At 37.2% G+C, this 26,573-nt stretch carries 26 protein-coding genes and 1 tRNA gene; 18 read left to right on the plus strand and 9 right to left on the minus strand.

Features of this window, described 5'->3' with window-relative positions; translation table 11 throughout:
• Window positions 1-57: 57 nt before the first annotated feature.
• Window positions 58-1,518, minus strand: coding sequence for a cysteine--tRNA ligase (gene cysS, locus ABMA76_RS14680; RefSeq protein WP_392911394.1), 1,461 nt, complete (start codon window positions 1,516-1,518; stop codon window positions 58-60).
• 55 nt (window positions 1,519-1,573) lie between these two features.
• Between cysS and ABMA76_RS14685 the strand changes: the two genes are divergently transcribed.
• The 6 genes from ABMA76_RS14685 (at window position 1,574) to arsH (ending at window position 6,234) form a co-directional block, all read left to right on the plus strand.
• The gene (locus tag ABMA76_RS14685; RefSeq protein WP_392911392.1) at window positions 1,574-2,899 is read left to right on the plus strand and encodes a dihydroorotase; all 1,326 of its coding nucleotides are present in this window, start codon (window positions 1,574-1,576) and stop codon (window positions 2,897-2,899) included.
• A gap of 138 nt (window positions 2,900-3,037) precedes the next feature.
• On the plus strand, window positions 3,038-3,529 hold the full coding sequence (locus ABMA76_RS14690; RefSeq protein ID WP_392911390.1) for a hypothetical protein: 492 nt from the start codon (window positions 3,038-3,040) through the stop codon (window positions 3,527-3,529).
• A 213-nt stretch (window positions 3,530-3,742) separates the two neighbouring features.
• Window positions 3,743-4,159: a MerR family DNA-binding protein gene (locus tag ABMA76_RS14695; RefSeq protein ID WP_392911388.1), complete on the plus strand. Its 417-nt coding sequence runs from the start codon at window positions 3,743-3,745 to the stop codon at window positions 4,157-4,159.
• Window positions 4,156-4,572 (plus strand): arsenate reductase ArsC, encoded by a 417-nt coding sequence (locus ABMA76_RS14700; protein ID WP_392911386.1) that lies wholly within the window; start codon window positions 4,156-4,158, stop codon window positions 4,570-4,572. Before ABMA76_RS14695 ends, ABMA76_RS14700 begins: the two co-directional genes overlap by 4 nt.
• A gap of 1 nt (window position 4,573) precedes the next feature.
• A complete protein-coding gene (arsB, locus tag ABMA76_RS14705) occupies window positions 4,574-5,584 on the plus strand; it encodes an ACR3 family arsenite efflux transporter (RefSeq protein ID WP_392911384.1) in 1,011 nt (336 codons plus the stop codon).
• Entirely contained in the window at window positions 5,584-6,234 is a 651-nt protein-coding gene (gene arsH / locus ABMA76_RS14710; protein WP_393062008.1) for an arsenical resistance protein ArsH, read from the plus strand. The genes arsB and arsH overlap by 1 nt, the downstream gene beginning before the upstream one ends.
• Here the strand turns inward: arsH and ABMA76_RS14715 are convergent.
• On the minus strand, window positions 6,231-7,073 hold the full coding sequence (locus ABMA76_RS14715; protein ID WP_393062010.1) for a hypothetical protein: 843 nt from the start codon (window positions 7,071-7,073) through the stop codon (window positions 6,231-6,233). The two genes, arsH and ABMA76_RS14715, sit on opposite strands and share 4 nt — an antisense overlap.
• A 13-nt stretch (window positions 7,074-7,086) precedes the next feature.
• The gene (locus ABMA76_RS14720; protein WP_021266029.1) at window positions 7,087-7,296 is read right to left on the minus strand and encodes a hypothetical protein; all 210 of its coding nucleotides are present in this window, start codon (window positions 7,294-7,296) and stop codon (window positions 7,087-7,089) included.
• A gap of 239 nt (window positions 7,297-7,535) precedes the next feature.
• On the opposite strand from ABMA76_RS14720, the gene folE2 reads away from it, so the two are divergent.
• The 9 genes from folE2 (at window position 7,536) to ABMA76_RS14765 (ending at window position 13,965) form a co-directional block, all read left to right on the plus strand.
• Window positions 7,536-8,474 carry a GTP cyclohydrolase FolE2 gene (folE2, locus tag ABMA76_RS14725; RefSeq protein WP_392911378.1) on the plus strand — a complete coding sequence of 313 codons (939 nt, stop codon included), beginning with the start codon at window positions 7,536-7,538 and terminating at the stop codon, window positions 8,472-8,474.
• A 119-nt stretch (window positions 8,475-8,593) separates the two neighbouring features.
• Window positions 8,594-8,669 (plus strand) — tRNA-Val (locus ABMA76_RS14730).
• Between the two features lie 327 nt (window positions 8,670-8,996).
• Entirely contained in the window at window positions 8,997-9,491 is a 495-nt protein-coding gene (locus ABMA76_RS14735) for a hypothetical protein (RefSeq protein ID WP_393062012.1), read from the plus strand.
• Window positions 9,492-9,732: 241 nt separating this feature from the next.
• A complete protein-coding gene (locus tag ABMA76_RS14740; RefSeq protein WP_393062014.1) occupies window positions 9,733-10,233 on the plus strand; it encodes a hypothetical protein in 501 nt (166 codons plus the stop codon).
• Between the two features lie 97 nt (window positions 10,234-10,330).
• The gene (locus ABMA76_RS14745) at window positions 10,331-11,116 is read left to right on the plus strand and encodes a hypothetical protein (protein ID WP_393062016.1); all 786 of its coding nucleotides are present in this window, start codon (window positions 10,331-10,333) and stop codon (window positions 11,114-11,116) included.
• 1 nt (window position 11,117) lies between these two features.
• The gene (locus ABMA76_RS14750) at window positions 11,118-11,678 is read left to right on the plus strand and encodes a hypothetical protein (protein ID WP_392911370.1); all 561 of its coding nucleotides are present in this window, start codon (window positions 11,118-11,120) and stop codon (window positions 11,676-11,678) included.
• Window positions 11,679-11,919: 241 nt separating this feature from the next.
• The gene (locus ABMA76_RS14755; RefSeq protein ID WP_393062018.1) at window positions 11,920-12,414 is read left to right on the plus strand and encodes a hypothetical protein; all 495 of its coding nucleotides are present in this window, start codon (window positions 11,920-11,922) and stop codon (window positions 12,412-12,414) included.
• Between the two features lie 156 nt (window positions 12,415-12,570).
• Window positions 12,571-13,374 (plus strand): hypothetical protein, encoded by an 804-nt coding sequence (locus tag ABMA76_RS14760; RefSeq protein ID WP_392911366.1) that lies wholly within the window; start codon window positions 12,571-12,573, stop codon window positions 13,372-13,374.
• 21 nt (window positions 13,375-13,395) lie between these two features.
• Entirely contained in the window at window positions 13,396-13,965 is a 570-nt protein-coding gene (locus ABMA76_RS14765; protein ID WP_393062020.1) for a hypothetical protein, read from the plus strand.
• Between the two features lie 9 nt (window positions 13,966-13,974).
• Here the strand turns inward: ABMA76_RS14765 and ABMA76_RS14770 are convergent, their stop codons facing one another.
• Complete coding sequence (locus tag ABMA76_RS14770) at window positions 13,975-17,445, minus strand: hypothetical protein (RefSeq protein ID WP_393062022.1); 3,471 nt, start codon at window positions 17,443-17,445, stop codon at window positions 13,975-13,977.
• A gap of 184 nt (window positions 17,446-17,629) precedes the next feature.
• Between ABMA76_RS14770 and ABMA76_RS14775 the strand changes: the two genes are divergently transcribed.
• Window positions 17,630-18,424 (plus strand): sulfite exporter TauE/SafE family protein, encoded by a 795-nt coding sequence (locus ABMA76_RS14775; protein WP_393062024.1) that lies wholly within the window; start codon window positions 17,630-17,632, stop codon window positions 18,422-18,424.
• On the opposite strand, the gene ABMA76_RS14780 is transcribed toward ABMA76_RS14775, so the two are convergent.
• Window positions 18,421-18,882, minus strand: coding sequence for an Lrp/AsnC ligand binding domain-containing protein (locus tag ABMA76_RS14780; protein WP_392911358.1), 462 nt, complete (start codon window positions 18,880-18,882; stop codon window positions 18,421-18,423). The two genes, ABMA76_RS14775 and ABMA76_RS14780, sit on opposite strands and share 4 nt — an antisense overlap.
• 128 nt (window positions 18,883-19,010) lie before the next feature.
• Here ABMA76_RS14780 and asnB point away from each other — a divergent pair, with 128 nt between their 5' ends.
• Window positions 19,011-20,591, plus strand: coding sequence for an asparagine synthase B (asnB, locus tag ABMA76_RS14785; protein WP_393062026.1), 1,581 nt, complete (start codon window positions 19,011-19,013; stop codon window positions 20,589-20,591).
• A 23-nt stretch (window positions 20,592-20,614) separates the two neighbouring features.
• Here the strand turns inward: asnB and ABMA76_RS14790 are convergent, their stop codons facing one another.
• From ABMA76_RS14790 to ABMA76_RS14805, 4 genes are all read right to left on the minus strand, one after another.
• Window positions 20,615-20,839, minus strand: a complete 225-nt coding sequence (locus ABMA76_RS14790) for a hypothetical protein (RefSeq protein WP_392911353.1) — start codon at window positions 20,837-20,839, stop codon at window positions 20,615-20,617.
• A 129-nt stretch (window positions 20,840-20,968) separates the two neighbouring features.
• Window positions 20,969-23,377, minus strand: a complete 2,409-nt coding sequence (gene lon, locus ABMA76_RS14795) for an endopeptidase La (RefSeq protein WP_392911351.1) — start codon at window positions 23,375-23,377, stop codon at window positions 20,969-20,971.
• A gap of 336 nt (window positions 23,378-23,713) precedes the next feature.
• Window positions 23,714-25,021 carry an ATP-dependent Clp protease ATP-binding subunit ClpX gene (gene clpX / locus ABMA76_RS14800; protein ID WP_021266518.1) on the minus strand — a complete coding sequence of 436 codons (1,308 nt, stop codon included), beginning with the start codon at window positions 25,019-25,021 and terminating at the stop codon, window positions 23,714-23,716.
• 40 nt (window positions 25,022-25,061) lie between these two features.
• Window positions 25,062-25,673, minus strand: coding sequence for an ATP-dependent Clp protease proteolytic subunit (locus tag ABMA76_RS14805; RefSeq protein ID WP_021266245.1), 612 nt, complete (start codon window positions 25,671-25,673; stop codon window positions 25,062-25,064).
• A gap of 285 nt (window positions 25,674-25,958) precedes the next feature.
• On the opposite strand from ABMA76_RS14805, the gene ABMA76_RS14810 reads away from it, so the two are divergent.
• On the plus strand, window positions 25,959-26,561 hold the full coding sequence (locus ABMA76_RS14810; RefSeq protein ID WP_392911348.1) for a peroxiredoxin: 603 nt from the start codon (window positions 25,959-25,961) through the stop codon (window positions 26,559-26,561).
• Window positions 26,562-26,573: the final 12 nt, after the last annotated feature.

A 26,573-nucleotide genomic window follows, 5' to 3' on the forward strand; every position in this document is an offset into this window, starting at 1 on the left:
CCACAAGGAGAGAATATAAAGGTCTTTTAAGAAACAATTACAATTGGTGTTCGGCCATTAGACACGAACTGACCACGTCACTTCATCTCCGCTTTCTTGGAAGTCAATTCCTAGAGCGTTTAATTCGTCACGTGCCGCATCCGCTGCATCCCAATCCTTAGCAGCGCGAGCATCAGCACGCTTTGCCAGAAGTTCATTAACTTTTTCAAGGGCAATTCCCTTTCTTCTCACTTGAACCTCTTTGATCTCAGATAAGAATTGTTCTGGGTCCATGGCAAAAAGAGCACTCATCTTTCCATACTTAGCAATCCATTCAGTGAATGCAATTGCCGTTGGAGCAGAGTTTACGTCCTTTGCTTTCTTTTCAAGGTTTAATGTATTGAATGTTTTAACTGCTTCATAAATCGCAGACATCATCTCACTTGTATTAAAGTCGTCATTACATGCTTTCTCAATCTTGGCATCTAGACGCTTAAGGTCTTCAGCAAGTTTCTTATTAACTTTTGCACTATCATTTGTTTCAAACTGTGCTGCATGCTTTGCCACTTGAAGTGCGCGGTAAACACGAATGGCACCACCAAAGGCTTGATCAATTTTTTCATCTGTTACATCAAGCATTGAACGGTAGTGAGTTGAAAGCATAATATACTTTAAAATCTCTGGGTGATATTCATCCATAAATGCACGAGCAGTGATGATATTCCCAAGGGACTTACTCATCTTCTCTCCACTCATATTGATGAAGTTATTATGCATCCAGTAGTTCACATACTTACAAGAATTACATCCTACACCTTGAGCAATTTCGTTTTCATGGTGAGGGAAAATTAAATCAATACCACCACCGTGAATATCAATTGACTTACCTAAGATCGACTTAATCATAGCAGAACACTCGATGTGCCACCCTGGACGACCTTTCCCCCATGGAGAATCCCATGATGGTTCTCCTGGTTTAGCAGGCTTCCAAAGAACAAAGTCCTTCGGGTCGTGCTTTCTTTGGTCAACATCAACTCGTTCACCAGCATTTAGCTCATCAAGATTTACTCCCGATAACTCTCCATATGAATCAAGCTTTGTTGTTTCGTAGAAAACTTCCCCCTCAACAACATAGGCCATACCATTATCGATAATGCCTTGAACGTATTCAATAATCTCAGGAATAAAGTCTGTTACTTTTGGGTTATGTGTGTGAGGACGAAGGCCTAAACGACCAAAGTCTTCTTGAAAATACTTGATATAACGTTCAGAAATTTCAAGTGAATCAACACCCTCTTCATTGGCCTTATTAATGATCTTATCATCAACATCAGTATAGTTATAAACGAAGTTCACATCATAGCCGATATGCTCCATCCAATTTCTTGCGAAGTTAAAAAAGATAGGCCCACGAAAGTTTCCAATATGTAGCGGTCCGTAAACAGTAGGTCCACAAAGATAAAGCTTAACCTTACCTTCCTCTAATGGCGTAAAAGTTTCTTTCTTCTTTGTTAAAGTATTGTAAACTACTAGTGACACTATCAACTCCTCTATTTTTTATGCAGATAGAATAACCGAAAAAGGGAAAACTGTCATGGAATTCGACCTAATCATCAAAAACGGCACTCTACACTCATCACAAAAAAGCTGGCAAGAAGATATCGGATTAAAAGACGGGAAGATAGTTAAATTAGCTAAATTTAGCGAGGATGAGCTCGAAAATGCAGCGAGAGTCATTGACGCACAGGGACTCGATATTCTTCCAGGCTTAATCGACTCTCAGGTCCACTTTAGGGAGCCGGGACTAACTCACAAGGAAGATATCGCTCACGGCTCTAAGGCCGCTGTCCTTGGTGGAATTTGCACATTCTTTGAGATGCCAAATACAAAGCCAGCAACAACGAGTGTTGAGGCAACACAAGTAAAGGTCGATATTGCCAAAGAGACTTCATATGCAAACTTTGGCTTCTTCATTGGAGCAAGTGGCAATAACCTTGATGAACTTGTGAAGTCCCAAGATATGGTTGGTTGCTCTGGTGTTAAGATCTTTCTAGGAAGCTCAACGGGCGATCTTCTTTTATATGATACAGACAAATTAGTTGAGATCTTTAAGACTTTAAACTGTCATATTTCAGTTCACTCAGAAAGTGAGGAAAGACTTCATGCCAATGTTGCCATTAGAGACAATGCCAACGGAGACGTTCACGCACATTATAAGTGGCGAGATGCTCAGACGGCCCTTGAATCAACAAAGATGATTATCGAGGTGGCAAAAAAAGCTGGACGCAAGGTTCATATCCTTCACCTGACAACAAAAGATGAAATCGAATTTTTAAAAGATCAAAAAGAGCATTGTACAATTGAGGTGACACCTCAGCACCTAACTCTCTTTGCTCCAGATATCTATGACAAGATAGGAACTCTTGCTCAGATGAATCCACCTATCCGCACTAAAGATCACACCGATGGACTTTGGGAAGGTTTAAAAGCTGGTGTGATTGATGTCTTTGGAAGTGATCATGCTCCACACACTCTTGAAGAAAAAGATCAGCCTTACCCAGCATCTCCTTCGGGAATGCCTGGAGTGCAAACAATGCTACCAGTAATGCTAACTCACGTAGAGGCCGGCCGCTTAAGTCTTTCTGATATCGTGACTTACCTAGCAGAAAATCCAGCAAAGCTTTTTAAGCTTAATAAAGGCTTTATTAAGGAAGGCATCGATGGTGATCTGACAATCCTAGATATGAATAAGAGATTCACAATCAAAAATGAAGACCAAGCTTCTAAAGTGGGTTGGACACCTTTTGATGGAATGGAAGTTCAAGGAACACCGACTTATACAATTGTTAGCGGACAGGTTGCCATGGATCACGGAAAGGCCATTAAAGTTCAGGCCCAACCAATTACTCGTGGAAAATAATTGAAGTCCAACTTATATGTTTTAACATAATTTAAGTATATATTTCACACCCTAACCATAAACAAAAAATATGCTGACACCTTGTGATAATTTTGATAGAAGGTCAGAACTTTAAGATTAATTGACCAAGGAGCAAGTATGTTTTTAAAAAACATTTTTTTAACTATTCTATTATCAATATTTTCATATTCGTCATATGCCAGTTATTCATGTGAGTTAACTGATACTGTTGAGAGACTTGAATTAAAAAAGAAGCTCTTTAGTAAGACCTGGGTTCAAGTTGACTCCCTAGAACAGAATACTTGTTTAATGCCTGAAGTATATTTACCTACAGCAACAAAAAATAATCCAAAAGAAATTGTATGCAATAACTCTTTCTACGAAAATTCTTACCAAGTAAAGGTTGTAACAGAGTTGTTAGAAGTGAATACTTTACGTGTAACATTCTCAATCGGACTTGATGACTTTAATGGTATAATTGAACTTGATGAACAAGTTATTTCAACAAGCGCTCCATCATTTGAATTCAACTCAAATGAAGATATCTATTTTAACGATTATATTATTCAAGAATCGAAGAAGAGTAAAACACTTGTAAAATCTTTAAAGATTAAGTGTACAAAATTATAAGACTTAAATATGACAGTAACCTTCTATTCTACAGTGAGGTTACTGTCTAATTATCAAACAGCTTAATTTTCGTTAAGCTTTTTAATTCCTACGACACTCATTATAAATTAAAGCACACGACAATATTAAAGCAAGGGAATTTGTCTTTTCCTCTTTTGTACGTCAATACTTTAACTTGACTCTGTACCATGGTACAGACTGTATATTATGAAAATGAAAACGCAACTGACCATAGGAAAACTGGCCGATGCCTCCGGTGTAAATCTTGAAACCATTCGCTTTTATGAGCGAAAAGGCATTCTTATTCAACCTAAAAAGCAAGGTGCTTTCAGGTACTACCCTGATGAGTACATCACAAGAATTAAATTTATTAAAAGGTCACAAGAGCTTGGCTTCACATTAAGTGAAACAAAAGAACTCTTAGATCTTAAGATAAAGAATCACGCAAAGTGCAGTGACGTTCTCTCCAAAACAGAAGCTAAAATTAATGAAATAAATGAAAAGATAAAAGACTTAAAGAAGATGAAGAAGTCACTTCAAGGACTTGCCACTTGCTGTGTTGATGAAAGTCAGCCGCTTAGTGACTGCCCAATTCTTGACTGCTTTCTATCAACGAAGGAAAGAAAATGAAAAAGAATATCCTATTTCTTTGCACTGGAAATTCTTGTCGATCTCAAATGGCCGAAGGCTGGGGCAAGGCCCTAAAAGGCGACAAGTATAACTTCTATTCAGCAGGAACAAAGAAGCATGGACTCAATCCCTATGCCATCAAACTGATGAAAGAAGTTGGTGTTGATATTTCAACTCACACATCAAATACAACTGACGAACTAGACGCAAAAATGGATATCGTTATCACTGTTTGTAGTGACGCCAATGAGAATTGTCCCTACTTTCCAGGTGGCAAGATCATTCATATCGGTTTTGATGATCCTCCTCGCCTCACAAAAGTTCTTAATGACGAAGAAGAGATTTTAAATGTCTACCGTAGAGTACGAGACGAAATAAAGACAATGATAACTAACTTAGAAGAGAGAATATAAGATGGGATTTTTTGAACGCTATTTGAGTATTTGGGTAACAATCTGTATTGTAGCTGGAATCGTTCTAGGTAAGGTTCTTGGAGCATCAATCACTGTTTTAAGTGATATGAATATTGCCACAGTAAATATACCTGTTGCTATTCTTGTGTGGCTTATGATTTTTCCTATGATGGTTCAAATCGATTTTAACTCCATCGCAGATGTTGGAAAGAACCCAAAAGGCCTAAGTCTAACAGTAATTATCAACTGGCTTATAAAACCTTTTACCATGGCCTTCTTTGCATGGTTATTCTTCTCAAAAATTTATGCAGCTTATTTAAGTCCAGAGCTTGCACAAGAATATATCGCAGGGGCCATTCTTCTAGGAGCCGCACCTTGTACGGCTATGGTCTTTGTCTGGTCATATCTAACAAAGGGCGATCCAGAATACACTCTCGTTCAAGTTGCCATTAATGACTTAATTCTCCTTGTGGCCTTCATTCCAATAGTTCAATTCTTACTAGGAGTAACAAGTATCTCTATCCCATACGACACTCTTATTAGTTCAGTTGTCATCTTCGTAGTAATTCCACTACTTGCTGGTTATATTGCAAATAAAGTCTTAATCAAAAAATTTGGCTTAAAATGGTTCAGTGAAGTCTTTATGGCAAGACTTAAGCCTATTTCCATTGTTGCACTTTTAACAACTCTTATTCTTCTCTTTGCCTTCCAAGGGGAGAAGATTTTAGCTAATCCACTACATATCTTACTAATAGCAATTCCTCTTACAATTCAGACTTACTTTATCTTCTTTGTTAGCTGGGGAATTGGTCGCAAAATGTGCTTACCACATAATATCTTGTCACCTGGTTCAATGATTGGGGCCAGTAACTTCTTTGAGCTTGCAGTCGCTGTAGCAATAGCTCTTTTTGGTCTTAATTCAGGAGCGGCACTAACAACAGTAGTGGGTGTTCTCATTGAAGTACCGGTAATGTTAAGTCTCGTTAAAATTGCAAATAAGTGGAGATACTAATGAAGTATTTAGAAAGCGAAGAATTTAATTTAAAAGCACCAGAGACAAAACCATCTGAACATAAACCCAGAATCCTAATTCTTTATGGTTCACTAAGAGAGCGTTCATACTCAAGACTACTTGCTGAAGAAGCAGGTCGCATTCTTGAATACATGGGAGCAGAAGTAAAATTCTTTAATCCCGATGGCCTTCCAACATATGACTCTGACAGAAGTGTCGATCATCCGAAAGTAAAAGAGCTAAGAGAGCTTAGCCTTTGGTCTGAGGGGCAAGTTTGGACATCCCCAGAACTTCACGGAAATATGTCGGGTCTTCTTAAAACTCAAATCGATTGGATTCCCCTATCAATTGGTGCCGTTCGTCCAACACAGGGAAGAACACTTGCAGTCATGCAAGTGAGTGGTGGCTCTCAAAGCTTTAATGCCGTCAATAATATGCGAGTTCTTGGACGCTGGATGCGTATGATAACAATTCCAAATCAATCTTCAGTGGCCAAGGCCTATCAAGAATTTGAAGAAGATGGTTCAATGAAGGAATCAAGTTTTCGCGACCGTGTCGTCGATGTGATGGAAGAGCTTATGCGCTTTACTTACCTAACTCGTGACCACGCCGAGTTCTTAGTTGACCGCTATAGTGAACGTAAGAATTAATTTTCGCTAAGTTTGGCAATTCCTACAAGTTTTCCATCTTCGTAGTAATTACCAGTTTTCATTCTATACTTTGTAATAAAATGAATAAAAGACTTGTCGACAATCTTAATAACAAAAGAACCGTCTTCACCATTTAAGATATTGCGATTACCACCTGTCCCACGGGAGATAGAATAATTCTTTCCACTCTCATCATATAAGAGAATCTCAGACTGCCCGTCAGTCCCCTTACCATCATCAGAAGCAAAGTAGTCGACATTTAAAACAAGGCGATGTCTTTGACCTTTGTATTTACCTTCAAAGAAGTTGATCTGACCTGAATAAGATCCATTAATTTTTTGTAGCTCTTTCGCATCATTAATGATTTTTGACTTTGCTAGAAAAACAGTTGGTTCAGTAATCGCTGGAATTGGAGAAAATTTCACACGCTCATAAATTTTAGCCTCTTGCGATGTGCTTATGCCTGTCTCATTGCGTGGTATCCCCCATCTTGAATCATTATCTCTTTCAGCATTTCGCTTAGGCGCTAATTTTTCTTTAATTGAATTTCTTGCAATGAAGTCCCTTGGATCTTTCATAATCTCTTTAACTTCTTCTTTTTCAACTTTTATTTTTTCAAGTCCCAAGGCCGCAAGAAAGAGTGTAAAGGCTTGAGCAAGTGCTTCATCCCCTGTCTTATCAATAACAGGGATTTCCTTGACCACTTCGACTTTCTTTTCTTTGATGATTTCGACTTCGACTTCTTTGATTTTAATTTCGGGATTTGGTGCTTGAGACTTTCCAATAAAGAAACCAGCTCCCAGGCTGGCGATGACAGCAATAATTAATATTGGCTTCACTACTCTTCCTTAATTAGTTCAGTATATGAAGTGTTTCCTCTGTACCATAAGTACAATTCTCACAAGTAACCTCTTCGTGGATGTAGAGGTTATCATGATCGGCCAAATGAGTAACAGTGAACTTGGCCCCACATTTCGGGCAACACTCAATCTGCTTTTTGACGTCCTCAATCTCACCAAAGTACCTGATGAAATTTTCGACTCTTAGGGATCTTTCCTTCATATCAAGCTCCTCGTCACATTCTATTTTACCTTATTTAGAAAAAATAGGCTTATTAAATGAGGTTATTTCCCAGAATTCAGTAACTTACGTTCATAAAGACCTATACAAACACTGTATAGGCTTATAATTACTACGGAGTTCGTTTGCCAAAAGTGCTTGAACACGTTAAAACGTGCTATTATTAATGAAACCAAGGGTTGGACCACACCTACCTCTGCATAAGGAACAAAAGGACTCACATGAAAAATATTGAAGCACTTAGAAATAGCCGCGAAGACATCCTTAATTGCCAAATCAAAGATGAAACAGGTTTAAATGACTTTCAAAAGACAGCTAATGAAGTTCATATCGCCATTCCAAAAGTTGGTATTGAAAGATTTCGCATCCCTTTAAATTTTGAGCACAGAGACGGAACTGTTAGATCAACAGATGCACAGGCCTCGATGTTCGTATTCTTAGAAGCACATAAGACAGGTGCAAATATGTCTCGCTTCTGTAATATCCTGCAAGCTGAAGGATTAGAAAAGAATGTTAATAACGAATTCTTTGCAACAGTACTAAGAAGATACCGTACGGATCTTCGTGACTACGATACTGAGCCACTAATTCCACAGGCCCATCTAACTCTAGATTTTAACTACCCTGTTAAACAACAGTCACTAAAGTCAGGAAACTGGGGATGGCAATACTATAAAGTATCAATGGAAGGTGTTGAAGGACGTGATGGTATTCCTCTAATCAACCTTACGATGGAATACGAATACTCATCAACTTGTCCATGTTCTCTTTCGATGTCAAAACAATACGAAGAGCAGTACAGAAATGGAGAGACAACTGAAGGAAGTGGTATCGCTTCTGCTCACTCTCAAAGATCTGTAGCGACAATCACTGCAACTTATAAGGCAGAGTCTAACTTCCATCTTGAAGACCTAGTTGATCTAATGAGAATTGCTCTTCCAACAGAAACTCAATCTCTTGTTAAGAGACTTGATGAGCAGGCATTCGCTATTCTTAATGGTGACAACCCAATGTTCGTTGAGCACTCTACGAGACGTATCTCAGAGGTTCTAAACTCTGCTGAAGAGATTCTAGACTGGCAAGCAAAGGTTGAGCACTTAGAAAGTCTTCACAGCCACAATGCTGTTGGATACATCAGAAAAGAAAATCCAAAAATTTAATCCAAATATAAAGGCCTCTTATTTAGAGGCTTTTTTTTTCAAAAAAATATTAAACTTTTTTAAATTTAGTATTGACAAGTGAGAGTGAAATCCTTATTCTAACTCCACTTCAAATCGGAGGGCGATTAGCTCAGCTGGGAGAGCGCTACCCTTACAAGGTAGATGTCGGCAGTTCGATCCTGTCATCGCCCACCACTTTTTTTGTGGTTAAATTCAAAAGAAAAAAAATCGGAACTCTAAAGAGTTCTTTTTTTTTGCCTTAATTCTACCTTCTTTAAATTCAACTTCATAAATTCGATATCCATTTTCTACTTATTATCTAAACCTATTCCATTTGTCTTATTTCATACCAATTTGTCATAAGGAAATTGTCACAATTGGACAATGTCGAACGAAATAACATTCAAAGGGCCAAATTATTTACGAGCTGAGGCAACTACTTTAATTTTTCCTCATCAAAACAACTAAAAAATATAGAAATTGATAAATCAATTTTTTGATAACAAACAAACGGAGGAATTTATGAAAAAAATTATCGCACTTGCTGCTGCACTACTAAGCGTTTCATCTTTTGCACTATCTGCAAATGATTCATGGGATACAATCAGATCTGAGGTTAAAGCTAACCACAAGCTACAAATCACTTCTGGTTACTCAGTATTTGTTGGACGTATCGTTTCTGCATTCGACGTATGTGTTGAAGGTGAAAACTTTGTAACTCTAAGCCAATACCCAATTTACGAAAGAAAGTGGATCGGTGGAAGCCGTGATGGTGACAGATACGAAGATATCGTTGTTGGTTACGAAACACTAACTTTCCCAATTTCAAGAGAAGTAACTAGAAAGATCTGTTTTGGTAAAGAAGACAGAAACTGTAAAACTGTAACTAAAATGGAAACTCAACCACTAGTTAGAGACATCACAGTTTCTGAAGTTACTCGTCGTGGTGGACACGATCACGATGATAAAGTAGAAGTACTTTTCTCAAAGTCATTCGAAATCCCAGCTTGTAACTAATTTCAAGTACATATAAAAGTAGAGGCCGAGTTTATGCTCGGCCTTTTCTTTTTCTACTGCCATCCATCCACTGATGACAGCTAAAAAGTCCCACACTACTGCCGTTGTCACAGAAAAAGTAAATATTCTTTGTGTTTTTTAGACATCTGCTTTCGTCAAAAATATAACCTCTACATCAAAACAACTTAATTAATTAAAGGCTTCAAACTAAAACTGAATGTCTAATAAACCGGAGGAATTTATGAAAAAAATTATCGCACTTGCTGCTGCACTACTAAGCGTTTCATCTTTTGCACTATCTGCAAACGACTCATGGGATACAATCAAAGCTGAAGTTGCTGCTGATTACGATCTATCATTTGCTGGAACAACTGTATTTGTTGGTCGTCCAGTAAGCTCATTTGACGTATGTCTAGATGGTGACCAATTTGTTACTACTAGAGAATTCCCAATCTACGAAATCGTTAAAGTTGGAAAAACTCACCCAGAAGCTGACGAAGATGGATATGCATCAGTAATCGTTGGTTATGAAATCCTTTCATTCCCAACTACTTATATTTCATACAAGCAAGTATGTAACAGCCAAGAGAAAAACTGTAAAAGAGTTGCTTATACAGTTAACCAAGACCTTACTAAGAACGTATCTGTAAAAGAAGTTGTTAGAAGAAACGTTGGTTCAAACGATCGTACAATTGAAAAGACTCTTTTCAAGAAAGAATACGTAATCCCAGCTTGTAACTAATAAATTCAATAGCTTAAGTATTTCCCTAAGGTACTTAAGCTATACTTTTTATAGCATGAGTGGATAACAGAATCGACTCATGCTATTCAAGCTTTCTATGGATAAAATGAACACCCCACAACTATCTCAAGCGCCCCTCGGGCCAATTGAGCAAGTAAGCTTAGATCTGGCAAAAAAGCTAGATGAGTACAAGAGCGTAAAAATTGGAGTTCGTCTTTTATCTGAAAAAACAGGAGTTAGTGAAAGAACACTTTATCGAATCCTGGCCAAAGAAAATAAGCCTACATATCAAACTCTTTTTAAAATCTATCGAGTCATTTTTAATACAAGTAACGAGTCCCTACTCCTGGATCTTGTCCCAGAAGTCATTCGAAAAGAAATAAAGAAGTGTAATCCAAATAAGATCTCAGAAAAGATACAGTATCACCAAGATATCGAAACTCAAATGAGCTACGATCGTACTTTTGCAGAGATTTACATATTAGCAGCTTGCGCACCTATTACGAACGAATTAATTCAATATCGTTATGGTATGAGCGGCATGCTTACAGTGGAAAAAATGCTTGAAATGAAGGCCCTAAGAATTTCGAAAAGTGGTCACTATACCCTTGGAGAGAACCAAGCTAATTTTAGTGCCAAGACATTAAAACGCCTGGGTCTGTCACTAGTTGAAAAGTATAGCAAGGAACAAAATGCTGAGTCATATGGTGAAAATATCATCGCCTTCTTTGCAGAAGGACTAAGTGAAGAAGCATATGATCGCTGGCTACAAGTCGATGCAAAAGCATTTGAAGAAAAGGTTGCCATTGCTAAGGAAGACAAATCAAAAGGAACAAAGAGAGCATTTACCTTTATGGTAACTGATACTTTGAATGAGAAGTAATATGAAGAATAGTATAAAAAAATTAATTGCTATCGTTTCGACAATGTCGATTTATGCGGGTGTTGGAGGCGTTTCAGGAGGCCCTAAGCCGACTAAAGACGACTTCTCGAAGCTTGGACCGCAAACTTCGTGGCAGAAGATTCTCGATGTTACAAAGAGAAATGATGACGTTAAGCTTGAAGGTCGAACAGTATTTGTATCGAGACCAGTGAGTGTATTTGAAACTTGTGTTGATGGAGATCAACTTAAAACAACAAGAAAGTTTCCAGTTTATCGAACAGAATACGTTGGAAAGAATCAACGTGGTGCTGATAAAGATGGTTTCAAGAGTGTTTTAATTGGTAATCAATTCTTAAAATACCCTATTAACTACAAAACACGTGAAAAGGTATGCAATAATCGTGGAAAACGTTGTCGCGAGATAGATAAGGAAGTGACAACTGAGACAATTAAAAATGTTAAGGTAAAGAAAGTTGTCATCTATAAAGAGAATAGTGATCGACCTAGAGAAGTTGAGCAAGATTCATTTAAAAAGGAATATATCATTCCATACTGCCAATAAAATTTAGATTAAATAGACTAGAGGGCCGCGCAAGCGGCCTTTTTTTGTAAAAAGTTAGTCTCATTTGTCCATTTGTCATGACAAAACTCAAGAATTAAGACAATGTCGGACAAAAATCCCCTTCTCCATAGAAAAAATTGTCACCTCATATCAATCAAATTAATTTCATTTCATCAAAACAACTTAAAAAATATTGAAATTGATAAATCAATTTTTTGATAACAAACAAACGGAGGAATTTATGAAAAAAATTATCGCACTTGCTGCTGCACTACTAAGCGTTTCATCTTTTGCACTATCTGCAAATGATTCATGGGATACAATCAGAGCTGAGGTTAAAGCTAACCACAAGCTACAAATCACTTCTGGTTACTCAGTATTTGTTGGACGTATCGTTTCTGCATTCGACGTATGTGTTGAAGGTGAAAACTTTGTAACTCTAAGCCAATACCCAATTTACGAAAGAAAGTGGATCGGTGGAAGCCGTGATGGTGACAGATACGAAGATATCGTTGTTGGTTACGAAACACTAACTTTCCCAATCTCAAGAGAAGTAACAAGAAAAATCTGTTTTGGTAAAAAAGAAAACAACTGTAAAACAGTAACAAAAATGGAAACTCAACCAGTTGTTAGAGATATCACTGTTTCAGAAGTTACTCGTCGTGGTGGACGTGATCACGATGACAAAGTAGAAGTACTTTTCACTAAGTCATTCGAAATCCCAGCTTGTAACTAGTTATAAGCTTGGGCCTAGGTGAGCGCCTTTCCCTAAGGGGCGCTTGCTATAAATAAAACTATTGGCCGAGGCACTGCTTCGGCCTTTGTAATTTTTACTGCTTAAATGAATAAAATTATGAAAAGTGGTAAGATCGCCAAAAATACTTGAGGCATAATGAGAGAAGAAAGCTCCAATATAATCAATGAGTTACCAGAGAAGGCCATTCCTTCACTAGGGCTCAAAGAGCAAGTTGCTCTAGATTTAAGAACACATCTAAAGCAATTTAGAAGTGAATCTATTGGACTTCGTAAACTTTCAGAGAAGTCTGGTATTCACCAAAGAACTCTAAAGCGTCTATTAGCTCAAGAAAATAGGCCAGGTTATCAAACTCTTGTAAGACTATATACTTGCTTAATTGATAGCCCAAATGGTGGCCTCCTTTTAAAGAATCTTCCTGAAAAAGTAGCAAGTGAAATTCAAAAGAAGTCTCCTATTTCAACAGCAGGCAATCTTGAATATAGCGAAGAAGCTAATAAAGAAATGTTCTACGATAAGGTTTTTGCAGAAATCTACTGCCTAGCTTCAATGTCCCCTATCACAAATGAGTATATCCAATATAGATATGGTATGAGCGGAGCGGAAACAGCAGATCGCATGTTAGACCTTGGAGTTTTAAAGCTAACTAAGACGAATATGTACACTACTGGTGACAAACAAATTGAGTTCTCTCCAAAACTTGTAAAAAGACTTGGACTTAACTTAGTTGAAAAATATGTAAAAACTCAAGATGTTGATCTTGCCGAAAAAAATCTTATTGCATTCTATGCAGAAGGGCTGAGCCCAGAAGGCTATCGAGCATGGCTCAAGATTGACCAGGAAGCATTTTACAAAAAAATTGAAGTAACTAAAAAAGAAGGCATGCTAGGTGATATTAAAACATTCACATTCATGGCCACTGACACAATGAGAAAGGAATAAGGTTTTATAATGAAATCAATAATGACTATATTATTTCTGGCCCTTGCATTAAATGCATTTGCAGGAACAGGTGGAATTAGTGCACTTGTTAGAAATAATGGTGGCGTTGATGCTGGAACTGGCGGTATTGTCGGCGGCGTTGATGATCTAAAAGAATTAAAGCAGTACGACTGGAAGACAATTAGAAAGTATGTAAAGAAAAACTTCGATCTACAGCTAGATGGTGATGTTGCTTATCTAGGTAGACACATTTCTATTTTTGACGTTTGTATTAATAATGATCAAATCCAATCTATTTCAAAATACCCAATCTATAAGAGAATTTGGCTTGGAGGTAGCAAGGAAGGTGATCGTTATAAAGATATCGTAGTCGGATCTAAAATTCTTACTTATCCACTAGAAGTAGAGAAAGAAGAAAAAGTTTGCTACGGGAGAAAAGATAGAAACTGTCGAATGGTTAAGACGGTTTATCGACAAAACCAAACACCAGAAATTGCCCTTAAAAAAGAAGTTATCCGCAACAGAAGACGTGGAGACAGAGAATACAAAGAGATTTTCACAAAAAAATATGACATCCCGTATTGTCAGTAGTGTGTTAGCCTAGGCCCTTGCGCCTAGGCTTTTTTCTTTAGTTAGAATTTCAACTTTAATCTGTCCATTAGAAATCTTAAAACGAAGTCCTTTCTTAAACTTCCCTTTTACATTATCTCTCAATAGCTCTTTCGTTAATTCGGTATCACAACGTAATTCTCCACGAGCAGCAATTGCGATTGCCTCTTCAGCTGTTAAGTTGATTTTTACCTCATCAATCTTAGAGAATACAAATGGCAGTGATTCGAGGTATGTCGAAATATTAAAAAGGATGTTCTCATCGCGAATAAGAATTAGAGCATCATCTTCAGCATAAAGATTTGCATCAAACTCTACACGAGATAATGCAACTTCTAGTTTATTTAAAAGGTTCCCTGCTTCGACCTGTCTTTCTACATAGGCCAATTCATCAACTGCTGGCTGAACATTTTGCTTTAATGTATCTAGTTGTTTCTGCTCATTAATTTGTTTAGATTTTAGATCTCTTGCTTGATTTCTTAGAATATCAATAGAGCTAACAATTGATTTAGACTTTTCCAACTCTTCATTATAGCTAATTTCAAGCTGGCTACATTCATTCTTTAAACTAGAAATCTCAAGAGACAGGCCAGAAAGGATATGACGACTTTCTCTATTTGCATCTTTTATTCCAGAGATTTCTTGCGCTAATTCGTCCTTTCTAAGAAGTAGCTCACCTTTCAATTTCGTCGAATTATTAATTCCATTCTTAAGAAGTTCTTTCTCAGAAAGAACACCATTTAGTTCATTTTCAACTGAGCTTAATAAATTCTTTGCTTCAGTAAGCTTATTCTGGCGACTATAGTGTTCTTTAGAAACTAGTTCTTTCTCATTAAGTTCAACTTGTAGAAGTTCTAACTTCTTTTTATGAGATTCTTCAACGACCTTTAATTCACTAACACTTTGCTCGATTTCATTATTTAGTTTAACGATATCGGCCTTAGCAATTCGAGTGTCCTTTTCTAATTTCTTTGCTTCTTCATTTAGCTGAACCTTGCGAAGAATATTTGACTCTAAATTTGCTTCAATATCATTGATTTCTTTTTCAAGATCGGCCAGCGACACTCTAAGTGAGTAACAGTCATTCTCAACTTTAGTAAGTTCTTCGTTACTAACAATTTGTTGATTATTTAAATCCTTATGTTGCTCTAGTAGGCTTAAGCGAGAGCTTTCTAATCTCTTAAGAACTTCTCCCTGATTAACAATTGAATCCTCTAACTGTAGAATTGTCTTTTCATCACTTTCTATCATTGCCTCAATTGAAGAAATTTCAGATTGAAGTTTATTAGATTTTTCTTGTTTTTGTGAGACCTCAAGATTTAATGAAGTTAACTCGTCGTCAAGCTCTCTCTTTCTAGAAAGAGTTTCTGTAAAGAGTTTTGATTCAGATTCAATCCCCTCATTCAATTCACTCAACTCAACCTTAAGCCTTTCAACAGAAGAAACTTTCTTATTAGCAAGTCTTTCAAATCTCTTTCGTGAAGAAGTAAGGCCCTTAAGTTCATCTGACTTACGTAGAACTTTATCCTTAAGGTTAAGAGTTTTTGATTCCATTTCTTTAATTTTAAGGAGGGCTTCATCATAAGATACTTGGTTCGCATTGATTTCAAAATCAAGGGCCTTAATTTGATTCTCAAAAGTTGAAATCTTTGCATCTAAAGATTCGATCATACGAACCGTCTTATTCAACTTATCACACAGGCTTTCTGAAATATTGTTTAAACGTTGGTTCTCTTTAGCAAGCTCCTCGATCTCAAGACCTTTGACTTCAATACGATTGTCACCAATTTGAATGCGTCCTTTCAGACTCCCAATCTTTACAAGCAGCTTATTATTAGTATCACTTAAAGAGTTCTCGTCATCAGCTAATTGTTTTATTAAGTTATTTTGAGACTCACAGTCTGAATTTAAGAGTTCATATGCTGCTTGTGACTTTTCAATTTTATTATTAAGTAATTCGATACTTTTTCTTAAGTTTTCAGCTTGATCTTGAAGTGCCTGTTTTTGGTATTCAACATTCTTTTGCTCAAGTCCTAGATCAATTAGTGTTTGCCTTGCTTCAACATCGCGGCCTTTTAAATCTTGTATCTCAAGTCGAATTTCGCTAATACGATTACTTCCCTCTTCAATTTGCCTCTGTAGAGAAGAGATTTTTGACTCACGATTTTCATTATTTAAGATTGCCTTATGCTTCTTTGTTAGAAGTTCTTCAACACTTGTATCTAGTCGATCGACTTCACTCTGATAATCTTGTACACTTTTTTCTAATCTAAGAGACTGAGCTAAGACAATGTCATGTTCTCTCTTAGTTTTCTTATACTCTCTATCGAGACGATCAATCTCAATAAGTGAAATACTCTCAGTTTCTTTAAGTTCACTGATTTCTCTTTCTAATTTCTCCGATTTAATTGTATTTTCTTCAATTTTGTCTTTGAAATTTTGAGACTCTACTTTCAAAAGTTGAATGTCTTGTAATAGTTCCTGCTTCTTTTTTTCTCTTGCTACGATTTCAGACTCAAGTCCAGACATAATTTCAAGTTCACTCATCTCTTCAGATCGTAGTGACTCAGATTCTCTCTCTAGCGTCTTAATCGATGTTTCAACTGCGATAATATCTTGATTTAACTTCGCTTGTTTTGAAGCAATAACCTTTAAGTCTAAAAGTTGTAACTCAAGATCCTTTTCTAGATTCAGCTTTTCACTTTTTACATCTTGAACCTTTAAAGTTAAATTTTCGAGTTTTTGATTTTCACTATGCTTTTTTTCAACAACCTCTTGTGTTTTCTCAATAAGCTTAGAAATTTCAGCATCTAACTTATGTTTTTCATTTTCAAGTTCAGAGATATTTGCATCACATTTTTTTATCGTATTGCTATCTTCTTCAATAACTAGTCTTAATTTAGAGATTCTTTTTTTAGTTTCTTCTATTTCTACTTTTAAGTGAGAACGTGTATCCAAATTAAATGCCTTATCCCCATTTAAAACAGACGCCTTATTCTTAAGTGAGACTTCCTCACCTTTTAAATTACCAAGCTCAACTCTGATGCGACCTAATTCATCTAAGTTTGAACGATGAGAATTGTTTATGTCTTCAACTTGTTTTTTCAGTTGGACAATAGAGCTTATAACTAATTGCTTTTCTTCTAACAATTCCTTTAAATGACCTTCTTGCTCACTATTAAGTTGTTGAATCTTTTCGATTCTCTTTTCAAGAATCTCCTTATCTGCATGCTCATCAGTTAGTGTGCTTTGTAATCTCCTTAATTCAACTTCTGTTTTTTGAAGTTTAATCTTTTGTAGCTCAACTTCTTTTCTTAGAGATTTATTAATCTCTTCATATTCTCCAATTAGTTTTCTTTCATCACTAATTTGTAGATCTAAGTTGGCCTGAGTCGCTTCGATGTCGGCGATAGAGTTTGTTTCAGATAAGTTCTTTTTTGTTTTACTTTTAAATAGATTCATAAGGTCCTCACTAACCTCTATTTTCTCATTAAAAGCCTTTAAAATAAGCATGTGGCAACTTTTGCGTTGACGCAGACCTAAGTAAAAATATCTCTCGAATAATCAATTATTTTGGGTCAATTTCTGACAATAATGAACAAGTATACTTCTTGTCTTAGCTTATTTAAGAGTGCATATTGGTAGCATGATTTTCTTACTCTACTTACTTGTTGGTGCATTTGTTGGAACGCTCTCAGGCCTTTTTGGTATTGGAGGAGGCGTTGTCATTGTTCCAACTCTATTATTCTTATTTCATAAACAAGGATTCTCTCCAGATATTAGAATGTATATGGCCCTAGGAACTTCCCTTGCAACAATTGTTATCACGGCAAGTGCTTCAACTCTTAGGCATTACAATATGGGAAATCTTCTCTTTGGTATTACGAAGAAATTCTTATTTCCAATGATTATCGGAATTAGTGCCGGTGCCTACCTCGTAAACATCGTAGAGGCCCAAACTCTCGAGTTTATCTTTATTTGCTATCTTTACCTCGTATCTCTAAAGATGATTTTTTACAAATCAAAGGTAGAAGAACCAAAAGAAACTTCTAGTCTATTATTTAATTTCACAGGTTTTATTATCGGCCTTAAGTCATCAATTCTTGGAATTGGCGGAGGGACAATTAGCGTTCCTTTCCTTACTTGGCGTGGTTATCAAATGAAGAATGCTGTGGCGGTTTCAGCATCTCTAGGAATCCCGATCGCACTTTTTAGTAGTTCATTCTATATATACAATGGCCTAGGCAAGGCCACACCAGAATACTCTCTTGGATACGTCTATCTACCGGCCTTCTTTGGAATTTCTATCGCAAGTTTCTTTTTTACGAAGTTTGGAGCAAAGATTTCAAGTGTTGCCAATCAAGCTATTCTTAAGAAGTTTTTTGCTCTGCTATTAATTGGAATAGCAGTAAAGAAGACTCTTACATACTTAGGGCACTAAACATTTAGGCTCTTATTAATGACTTGTTTTAAGCTGATGAAAGATTCTGTCGATTGAATCTCTTTAATCATTTGTATTTTTCCAATGAGAAATTCGTGAAAATGATTAATATCCTTAACGATGATTTTTACAATTAGAGCGTAGTCACCAGTTGTATAATAAGCTTCAACAATCTCATCCATCTTCTCAAGTTTATCGATTACTTTGTGGATATCACGAGCATTAACTAAGTGAAGGCCCAAGAGAACCACAACATTATGACCTAGTTTTGTATAGTCGACCTTGATGGTGCTTCCAACAATAACACCTGCCTCTCTTAGTTTTTCAACTCTTTGATGGATTGTCCCGCCGGAAACCCCTATTTTTCTGGCCATTTCAAGAAATGGCATACGGGCATCCTTTTCCATAAGTTTGATAATCTTCTTATCAATACTATCAATTTCGTAGTTATTGGCCACAATGCTCCCCTGAAATTATTAATCTATCAGCATTTTAGACTATTTATTAAATAACTCATAGTTCTAGGTGTTCATTATTGAGAATTTATTAAAAAAAGCCGAATATTACTAAAAATATGGAGGTTTTCATGTGTGGATTTAGTGTTTTTACGGGAAAAGTTGAAGAAAAAGAATTTGCAGAGAAGTTTGATCTTATCTCTCACCGCGGGCCAGACCAAAGGGCGATCCACGGGTTAGCTAAAGGAATAATGGGCTTTCACCGCCTTGCTATCATGGACCTAAGTGAAGCCGGCTCTCAGCCTTTCATCTCAAAGTCTCAAACACACCTCGTCTGTAACGGCGAAATCTATAACCATCGTATATTGAAAACTGACTATATTGATCGCTATGAGTTTAAATCAGATTCAGATTGTGAAGTCATTATTCCAATTTTTGAAGAGTATGGTATCGAAAAGCTTCTTATGTCACTAGATGGAGAATTTGCTTTTGTTATTGAACGCGAGGGAAAATTCTATGCGGGGAGAGACCCAATTGGTATTCGTCCCCTCTTTTATGGATATGGCCTTGAGGAAGGTAAGATCGCTTTTGCTAGTGAAGTAAAGGCGCTACAAGGCCTATGTAAAGATATCAAACCATTTCCACCAGGGCACTACTATGCCGATGGTGAATTTACTCCATACTTTGATGTTCGAAAGATTAAATCACGCACAAAAGAAGACTTAGAGGACGTCTATCGAGGGATTCACGATCACTTAGTTGAGGGTGTAAGAAAGCGTCTTGATGCTGATGCTCCAGTAGGTTTCCTCCTTTCAGGTGGACTTGATTCATCACTAGTATGTGCAATCGCGGCCAAACTTAGTGATCGCCCAATTAAAACATTTGCCGTTGGAATTGATACAAACCCAATTGATTTAAAATATGCACGAATTGTTGCTGACTACCTTGGTAGTGAGCACCATGAAGTCATCTTTACGAAAGAAGAAGCATTTGAGCACCTTGGAGAACTTGTTCACAAGCTTGAAACGTGGGATATCACGACAATTCGAGCTTCAATGGGTATGTCACTTGTGTGTAAGTACATACGTGAAAAAACAGATGTGAAAGTTGTACTAACAGGAGAAGTGAGTGATGAACTCTTTGGCTATAAGTACACAGACTTTGCCCCTAGTCCTCTTGAGTTCCAAAAGGAAGCACAAAAACGTGTTCACGAATTATATCTCTATGATGTTCTAAGAGCAGATCGCTCGATTAGTTCTCACTCACTTGAGGCCCGTGTGCCTTTTAGTGATAAGGCCTTTATCGAATACGTTATGGGGATTGCCCCAGAGCTTAAGATGAACTGGTCAGGAGAAGGAAAGTATCTACTTAGAAAAGCTTTTGATCATAGTGGCTATCTTCCTGATGAAATTCTATGGCGTGAAAAAGCGGCCTTCTCAGACGCTGTTGGGCACGATATGGTTGATTGGCTAAAGGCCTTAGCAGAAGAAAAATATAGCGAAGAAGAGCTTTCTAAGGCCCATGAAAAACACCCATATGCAACTCCATTTACGAAAGAATCTCTTATGTATCGTGATCTCTTTGAAGGACACTTTCCAGGACTTTCGGGCCTTATTACAGACTTTTGGATGCCTAATAAGGAATGGGAGAACTGCCAGGTTGATGATCCATCAGCGCGAGTTCTGCCTAATTACGGTACTTCTGGAGAATAAAAAACACCTCGTAAGAGGTGTTTTTATTTATCAAGCTTATCTAAGTTAACACAAATGAGCCTCTTACCTTTCTTTGCCTCACGGCACTCACCACTTACAGACTTACCCTTTACTTGATAGTTACAAGAAGAGTTTATGGCCTTATCGAGACAGGCTTTTAGTCTTGAGCGATACCCAAAATTCTTAGGCAAACTGAAAGCATTACTAGTGGCCACGAGAGAAATTATTATTAAAAGCTTCTTATTCATTATCAACTCCTATTCCTACCTATTATACGCGATCTTTTGCTATTTCTATAACTTGCTGAAATAAAAAAGGCCCTGCATAAGCAGGACCAAATTTAACAAGTATTAATTTTTTAATAGGAGGCAAGCAGCTTAGTTAGCTACTTCCATCCCTTTCCCAGAGTCAATAACCTTCAGCCCTACATGCTGCATGAACTTCTCTGGCTCTGTTAAGTTTAGAGCTAGTTTCAGTACATCTTCAACATGTGAAACAGGGTGAACTGATAGTCCTTGCTTGATTTCCGGTGGGATCTCAAGAAGGTCTTTTCTATTCTTTTCAGGAATAACAACTGTTTTTACTCCTGCCTGTTTTGCTGCTAGCATTTTTTCTTTTAGGCCACCAATTGGAAGAACACGTCCTCTAATTGTTACCTCACCTGTCATGGCAACATCTTGCCTTACAGGGATTCCAGAGATTGCCGAAGTGATTGCTGTAACCATCGTGATACCTGCAGATGGGCCATCTTTTGGAGTTGCCCCTTCAGGTGCATGAATATGGATATCATGCTTCTCAAACCATTCTTGATCAATTCCAAGACGGCCAGCGATTGAGCGAACATAACTCATTGCTGCTTTAGCCGATTCAGTCATTACCTCACCTAGCTTACCAGTGATTTGGATACCACCCTTACCAGGAACTGCGATAACTTCAATATGTAGAAGACAACCACCAACTGAAGTATAAGCTAGACCATTTACTAATCCTACTTCTGGTTGTTCTTCAATTACATTATCATCAAACTTAACTGGACCAAGATATTTCTGAACTTGCTTTGAAGAGATTGAGAACTTCTTACCTTTCTCAACATTCTTCGTCACAACATCAGTAGCAATCTTTCTTGCGATCGTATTGAACTGTCTTTCAAGTCCACGAACACCAGCTTCTTTCGTATAACCACGAACAACTTCCATGATTGTATTATCAGAGATTGAGTATTCGTAATCGTTTAGTCCATTGTCTTTCCATGCACGTGGTGCAAGGTACTTCTTAGCGATCTGAGTTTTTTCAATTGGAGTGTAACCAGCAAGGTTAATGATCTCCATTCTATCTCTAAGTGGACCAGGGATTTGTCCTAGGTCGTTTGCTGTCATAACAAACATTACTTTTGATAGATCGTACTCAACTTCAATATAGTGATCACCGAAGTTCTTATTTTGAGCTGGGTCTAAAACCTCTAGCATTGCTGCTGCAGGATCCCCTCTCATATCAGATGTCATCTTATCAATTTCATCTAAAAGGATTACTGGGTTTGATGTCCCTGCTTTCTTAAGAGCAGTGATGATCTTACCTGGCATTGCACCTACGTATGTACGACGGTGACCACGGATTTCAGATTCATCTCTTACACCACCAAGAGAAACTCTTTCAAATTTTCTACCTAGTGATTCAGCAAGTGACTGACAAATTGATGTTTTACCAACACCTGGAGGACCTGCTAGACAAAGGATCGTTCCCTTTCCTTCTGAACCAACAAGGCTTCTTACTGCAAGATACTCAAGAATTCTTTCTTTAACATCTTTCATTCCAAAGTGATGATCATCTAGAACTTTTCTAGCATGAGTTACATCATTGTTGTCTTCTGTATACTCTCCCCAAGGCAGAGAAAGCATCCAGTCAATATAGTTTCTTACAACGGCAGACTCTGCTGACATTGGAGACATTGACTTAAGTTTCTTAATCTCTTTTTGTACTTTAGCAACAGCTTCTTCAGGCATAACCTTCTTAGCTAGACGCTCTTCCATTTCTTGAACTTCAGACTTCTCATCTTTTTGTCCAAGCTCTTTTTGGATAGCGTTCATTTGCTCATTTAAGTAGTACTCTTTCTGAGATTTTTCCATTTGAGACTTAACGCGAGTTCTTATTCTTCTCTCAACGTTAATGATCTCGATCTCTCCTTGCATTTTTTCAAGAAGAAGTTGAAGACGTGCTTCAATATCTACCGCTTCAAGAATTTCCTGTTTCTCAGGAATCTTCATTGAAAGGTGTGCAACGATAATATCAGCTAATCTTGAAGGATCAGTGATTGATGAGATACTCATAAGTAATTCAGGTGGAATTCTCTTATTAAGCTTCACGTATTGTTCAAATACGTTTTTGATCGATCTTACCGTAGCTTCAATTTTTACTTGTTCAGGAACAGCTGGAACACATTTAGTTACTTCTGCCCAGTAACCTTCAGTTCTTGCTTCAAATTCCTCGATAGTTGCTCTGTACTTCCCTTCGATAAGTACCTTAACAGTATTATCTGGAAGACGTAGCATTTGAATGATATTTACAACAGTTCCTACATTGTAAACATCTTCACGATCTGGGTTTAGGATACTTGCATCCTTTTGTGTAACTAGAAAAAGCTCGTTACCATTTTTTGATGCTTCCTCAAGGGCGTTGATTGACTTCTCTCTTCCTACAAATAGTGGAACAACCATGTGTGGAAAAATAATCATGTCTCTTAGCGGAAGTAACGGTAGGCTCTTCGACTCAGTTGACTTCTTGTCTGACATAGCACCTCCTGCACTATTAATACTTGTCAAAAAAATTCTGGGAAAAGGAAAGATGGGAAGACTTCATGTCTAATCTCTAACCCTTTTATAAATTGTATCAAGAACCTATAAATATTTTGAAACTTTTTTTGGTCGGAATCTTATGCCCCTCAATAAATTCACAGTGCATAGGCCTATATTTACAAGCACTTAAGTTATCCGACTGGAGAAGACTGTTTAGCTAAAAAAAACTGACATTTGAGAAGTAGTGTAATTTCTACACCGCCTAAACGAACAAGGGCCAGACAAAATGCCTGGCCCTCTTAAGCTATATATTAATTTTTAAATAATTAACTCTTAAGCTGATTCGATATCTTTCTTAGCTTCTAAAGTTGAGCTTGCTGAAGTTTTCTCTTTTCTTGGACCTTCTTCAACTCGAGGTGATTCCTTACCTGCAATTGAAGCAGCAGTAATCACAACTTTATTGGCCTTATCATTTGCTGGAACGTCATACATTACTTCAAGCATTGTTTGCTCGATAATGGCACGAAGTCCACGTGCTCCAGTCTTTCTAGTAAGAGCTGTTTGAGCAATTGCTTTTAGAGCTTCTTCTTCGAATTCTAGTTCGATTCCATCAAATTCAAATAGTTTTTGATATTGCTTAGTAATCGCATTCTTTGGTTCAGTTAGAATTGAAACAAGTGCGTCCTCATCTAACTCTTCAAGAAGTGCGTTTACAGGAAGACGTCCGATAAATTCAGGGATTAGTCCAAACTTTGTTAAGTCTTCTGCTTCAATACCACCAAGTTTTTGAATAACAGACTCTTCAGCATCAACAGTTTGTTTTGCAACAAGTCCCATTGGTCTCTTCGTCATACGTTTTTCAATAATTTTATCAAGCCCTACGAATGCACCAGCAACAACGAAAAGAATATTCTTTGTGTTAACTTGGATGAATTCTTGTTGAGGGTGCTTGCGTCCACCTTTTGGAGGAACAGAAGCAACAGTACCTTCAACTAGTTTTAGAAGTGCTTGCTGTACACCTTCACCAGAAACGTCTCTTGTAATCGACGGGTTTTCTGACTTACGTGCAATTTTATCGATCTCATCAATATAAACGATACCGCGCTCAGCTCTTTCAACGTCGTAGTCACATGCTTGAAGAAGATTAAGAATGATATTCTCAACGTCTTCCCCTACGTAACCAGCTTCAGTAAGTGAAGTTGCATCAGCAATTGCAAATGGTACGTTTAGAAACTTTGCTAGTGATTGAGCGATAAGAGTCTTACCAGAACCAGTTGGCCCAGCTAGTAGAATATTTGACTTTGCAAGTTCTACTGAATCATCTTTTCTCTTCGTATCACCGTGAGCAATTCTCTTATAGTGATTATGAACGGCTACAGAGATAATCTTCTTTGCTCTGTCTTGTCCAATTACATACTGATCTAAGTGAAGCTTAATCTCATGTGGCTTTGGAACATTATCAAGAGCGGCCTTAGAAACAGACTTAACCGTATCTTCATAAATGATTTCATTACACAATTCAATACACTCATCACAGATATAAACACCAGGTCCTGCAATTAGCTTTTTAACTTCTTTTTGAGACTTCCCACAGAAGTTACAAGAAAGTGAACTATTGTATGATCCATCTTTTTTAGTCATTCATTGTCCTTTAGTTTTAATTCTAAAATAGAATTATATCTTACTTCTTATTAGATTCAATAACACCATCAATAATACCTAGCTCAATTGCATCTTGTGGAGATAGGTAATTGTCGCGGTCAGTTGCTGCAACAATTTTTTCCATCGTCATATCAACTGACGAGTGCTTAATATAGATACCATTTAGTTGGTCTTTTAATGTTTGAATTTCATTTGCCTGAATCTGAATATCAGAACACTGACCTTGAGCTCCACCAAGTGGTTGGTGAATCATGATTCTTGAGTGTGGAAGAGAGTAACGGTGTCCCTTCTCCCCTGCCGTTAGAAGCAGAGATCCCATAGATGCCGCAAGACCTACACAGTATGTATAAACTGGGCAAGATACGTGTTGCATAATATCGTAGATACCAAGTCCAGCATAAACGCTTCCACCTGGTGAATTGATATAGAAATGGATTGGATCTTCTGGATTACTCTGCTCTAGAAACATCATCTGAGCAATAAGTAGGTTGGCAACTGTGTCATTAACTTGTGTACCTAAGAATACAATTCGATCAAGAAGTAGTCTTGAATAAATGTCGTATTGTCTCTCACCTCTTGCCGTTTGCTCAATAACAATTGGGTTAGGTATATGTGCCTTTGGATCCATCATTTTTTCTCCCTAGATATATATTTGGACTCTTTTCCAATAAATTTGTCTATTGCATTCAGCATTTCGGTGGGTTGGGACTATATCTTTAGATAAATATTTGCGATTTTCTGATTAAATTCCAGCTTAAGCAACTGAAATTATTTACTCTACTTTTTCTTTTTTTACAAAAAGATGAACGAATTTTAACATTGCAGGTCTTGAATTTCCCCTGGCCCTGCGGTTTAATTTAACGCAAGAATTTATAAACTATTCAATAGTTATACGCGCAGAAAACAGGAGAATATTATGACTGAAACAGTTTACCCAACATCATTAGTTTCAAAAGCGGCACCAGAATTCAAAGGTAACGCAGTAGTTAACGGTGAAATCAAAGAAATTTCACTTTCAGATTTCAAAGGAAAGTGGAAAGTTCTTTTCTTTTACCCACTAGATTTTACTTTTGTATGTCCAACAGAAATCACAGCATTTTCTGATAAGATTCAACTTTTCAAAGACCTTAACTGTGAAGTTATCGCTTGTTCTGTTGATTCAGCTTTCTCTCACCTAGCGTGGACTAAGCAGTCAAGAAACGAAGGTGGACTTGGTGATATCAACTTCCCAATCCTAGAAGACCTTACAAAAGAAGTTTCTAAGTCATACGGTGCTCTTATGCCATCAGGTGACGTTGCATTTAGAGCAACTTATATCATCGATGACAACAACATCGTTCAACACGTTTCAATCAACAACCTATCAGTTGGTAGAAATGTTGAAGAAGTTGCAAGACTTGTAGATGGTTACCAATTTACAGCTAAGCACGGAGAAGTTTGTCCTGCTGGTTGGACAAAAGGTGCTGATACAATGAAGCCAGATCCAAAAGGATCACAAGAGTATTTCAACAAGCTATAATTAGCCAGAAAT

The organism is Halobacteriovorax sp. ZH5_bin.2 (assembly GCF_043196375.1).
In the GTDB taxonomy this organism is placed as follows: Bacteria; Bdellovibrionota; Bacteriovoracia; order Bacteriovoracales; family Bacteriovoracaceae; genus Halobacteriovorax_A.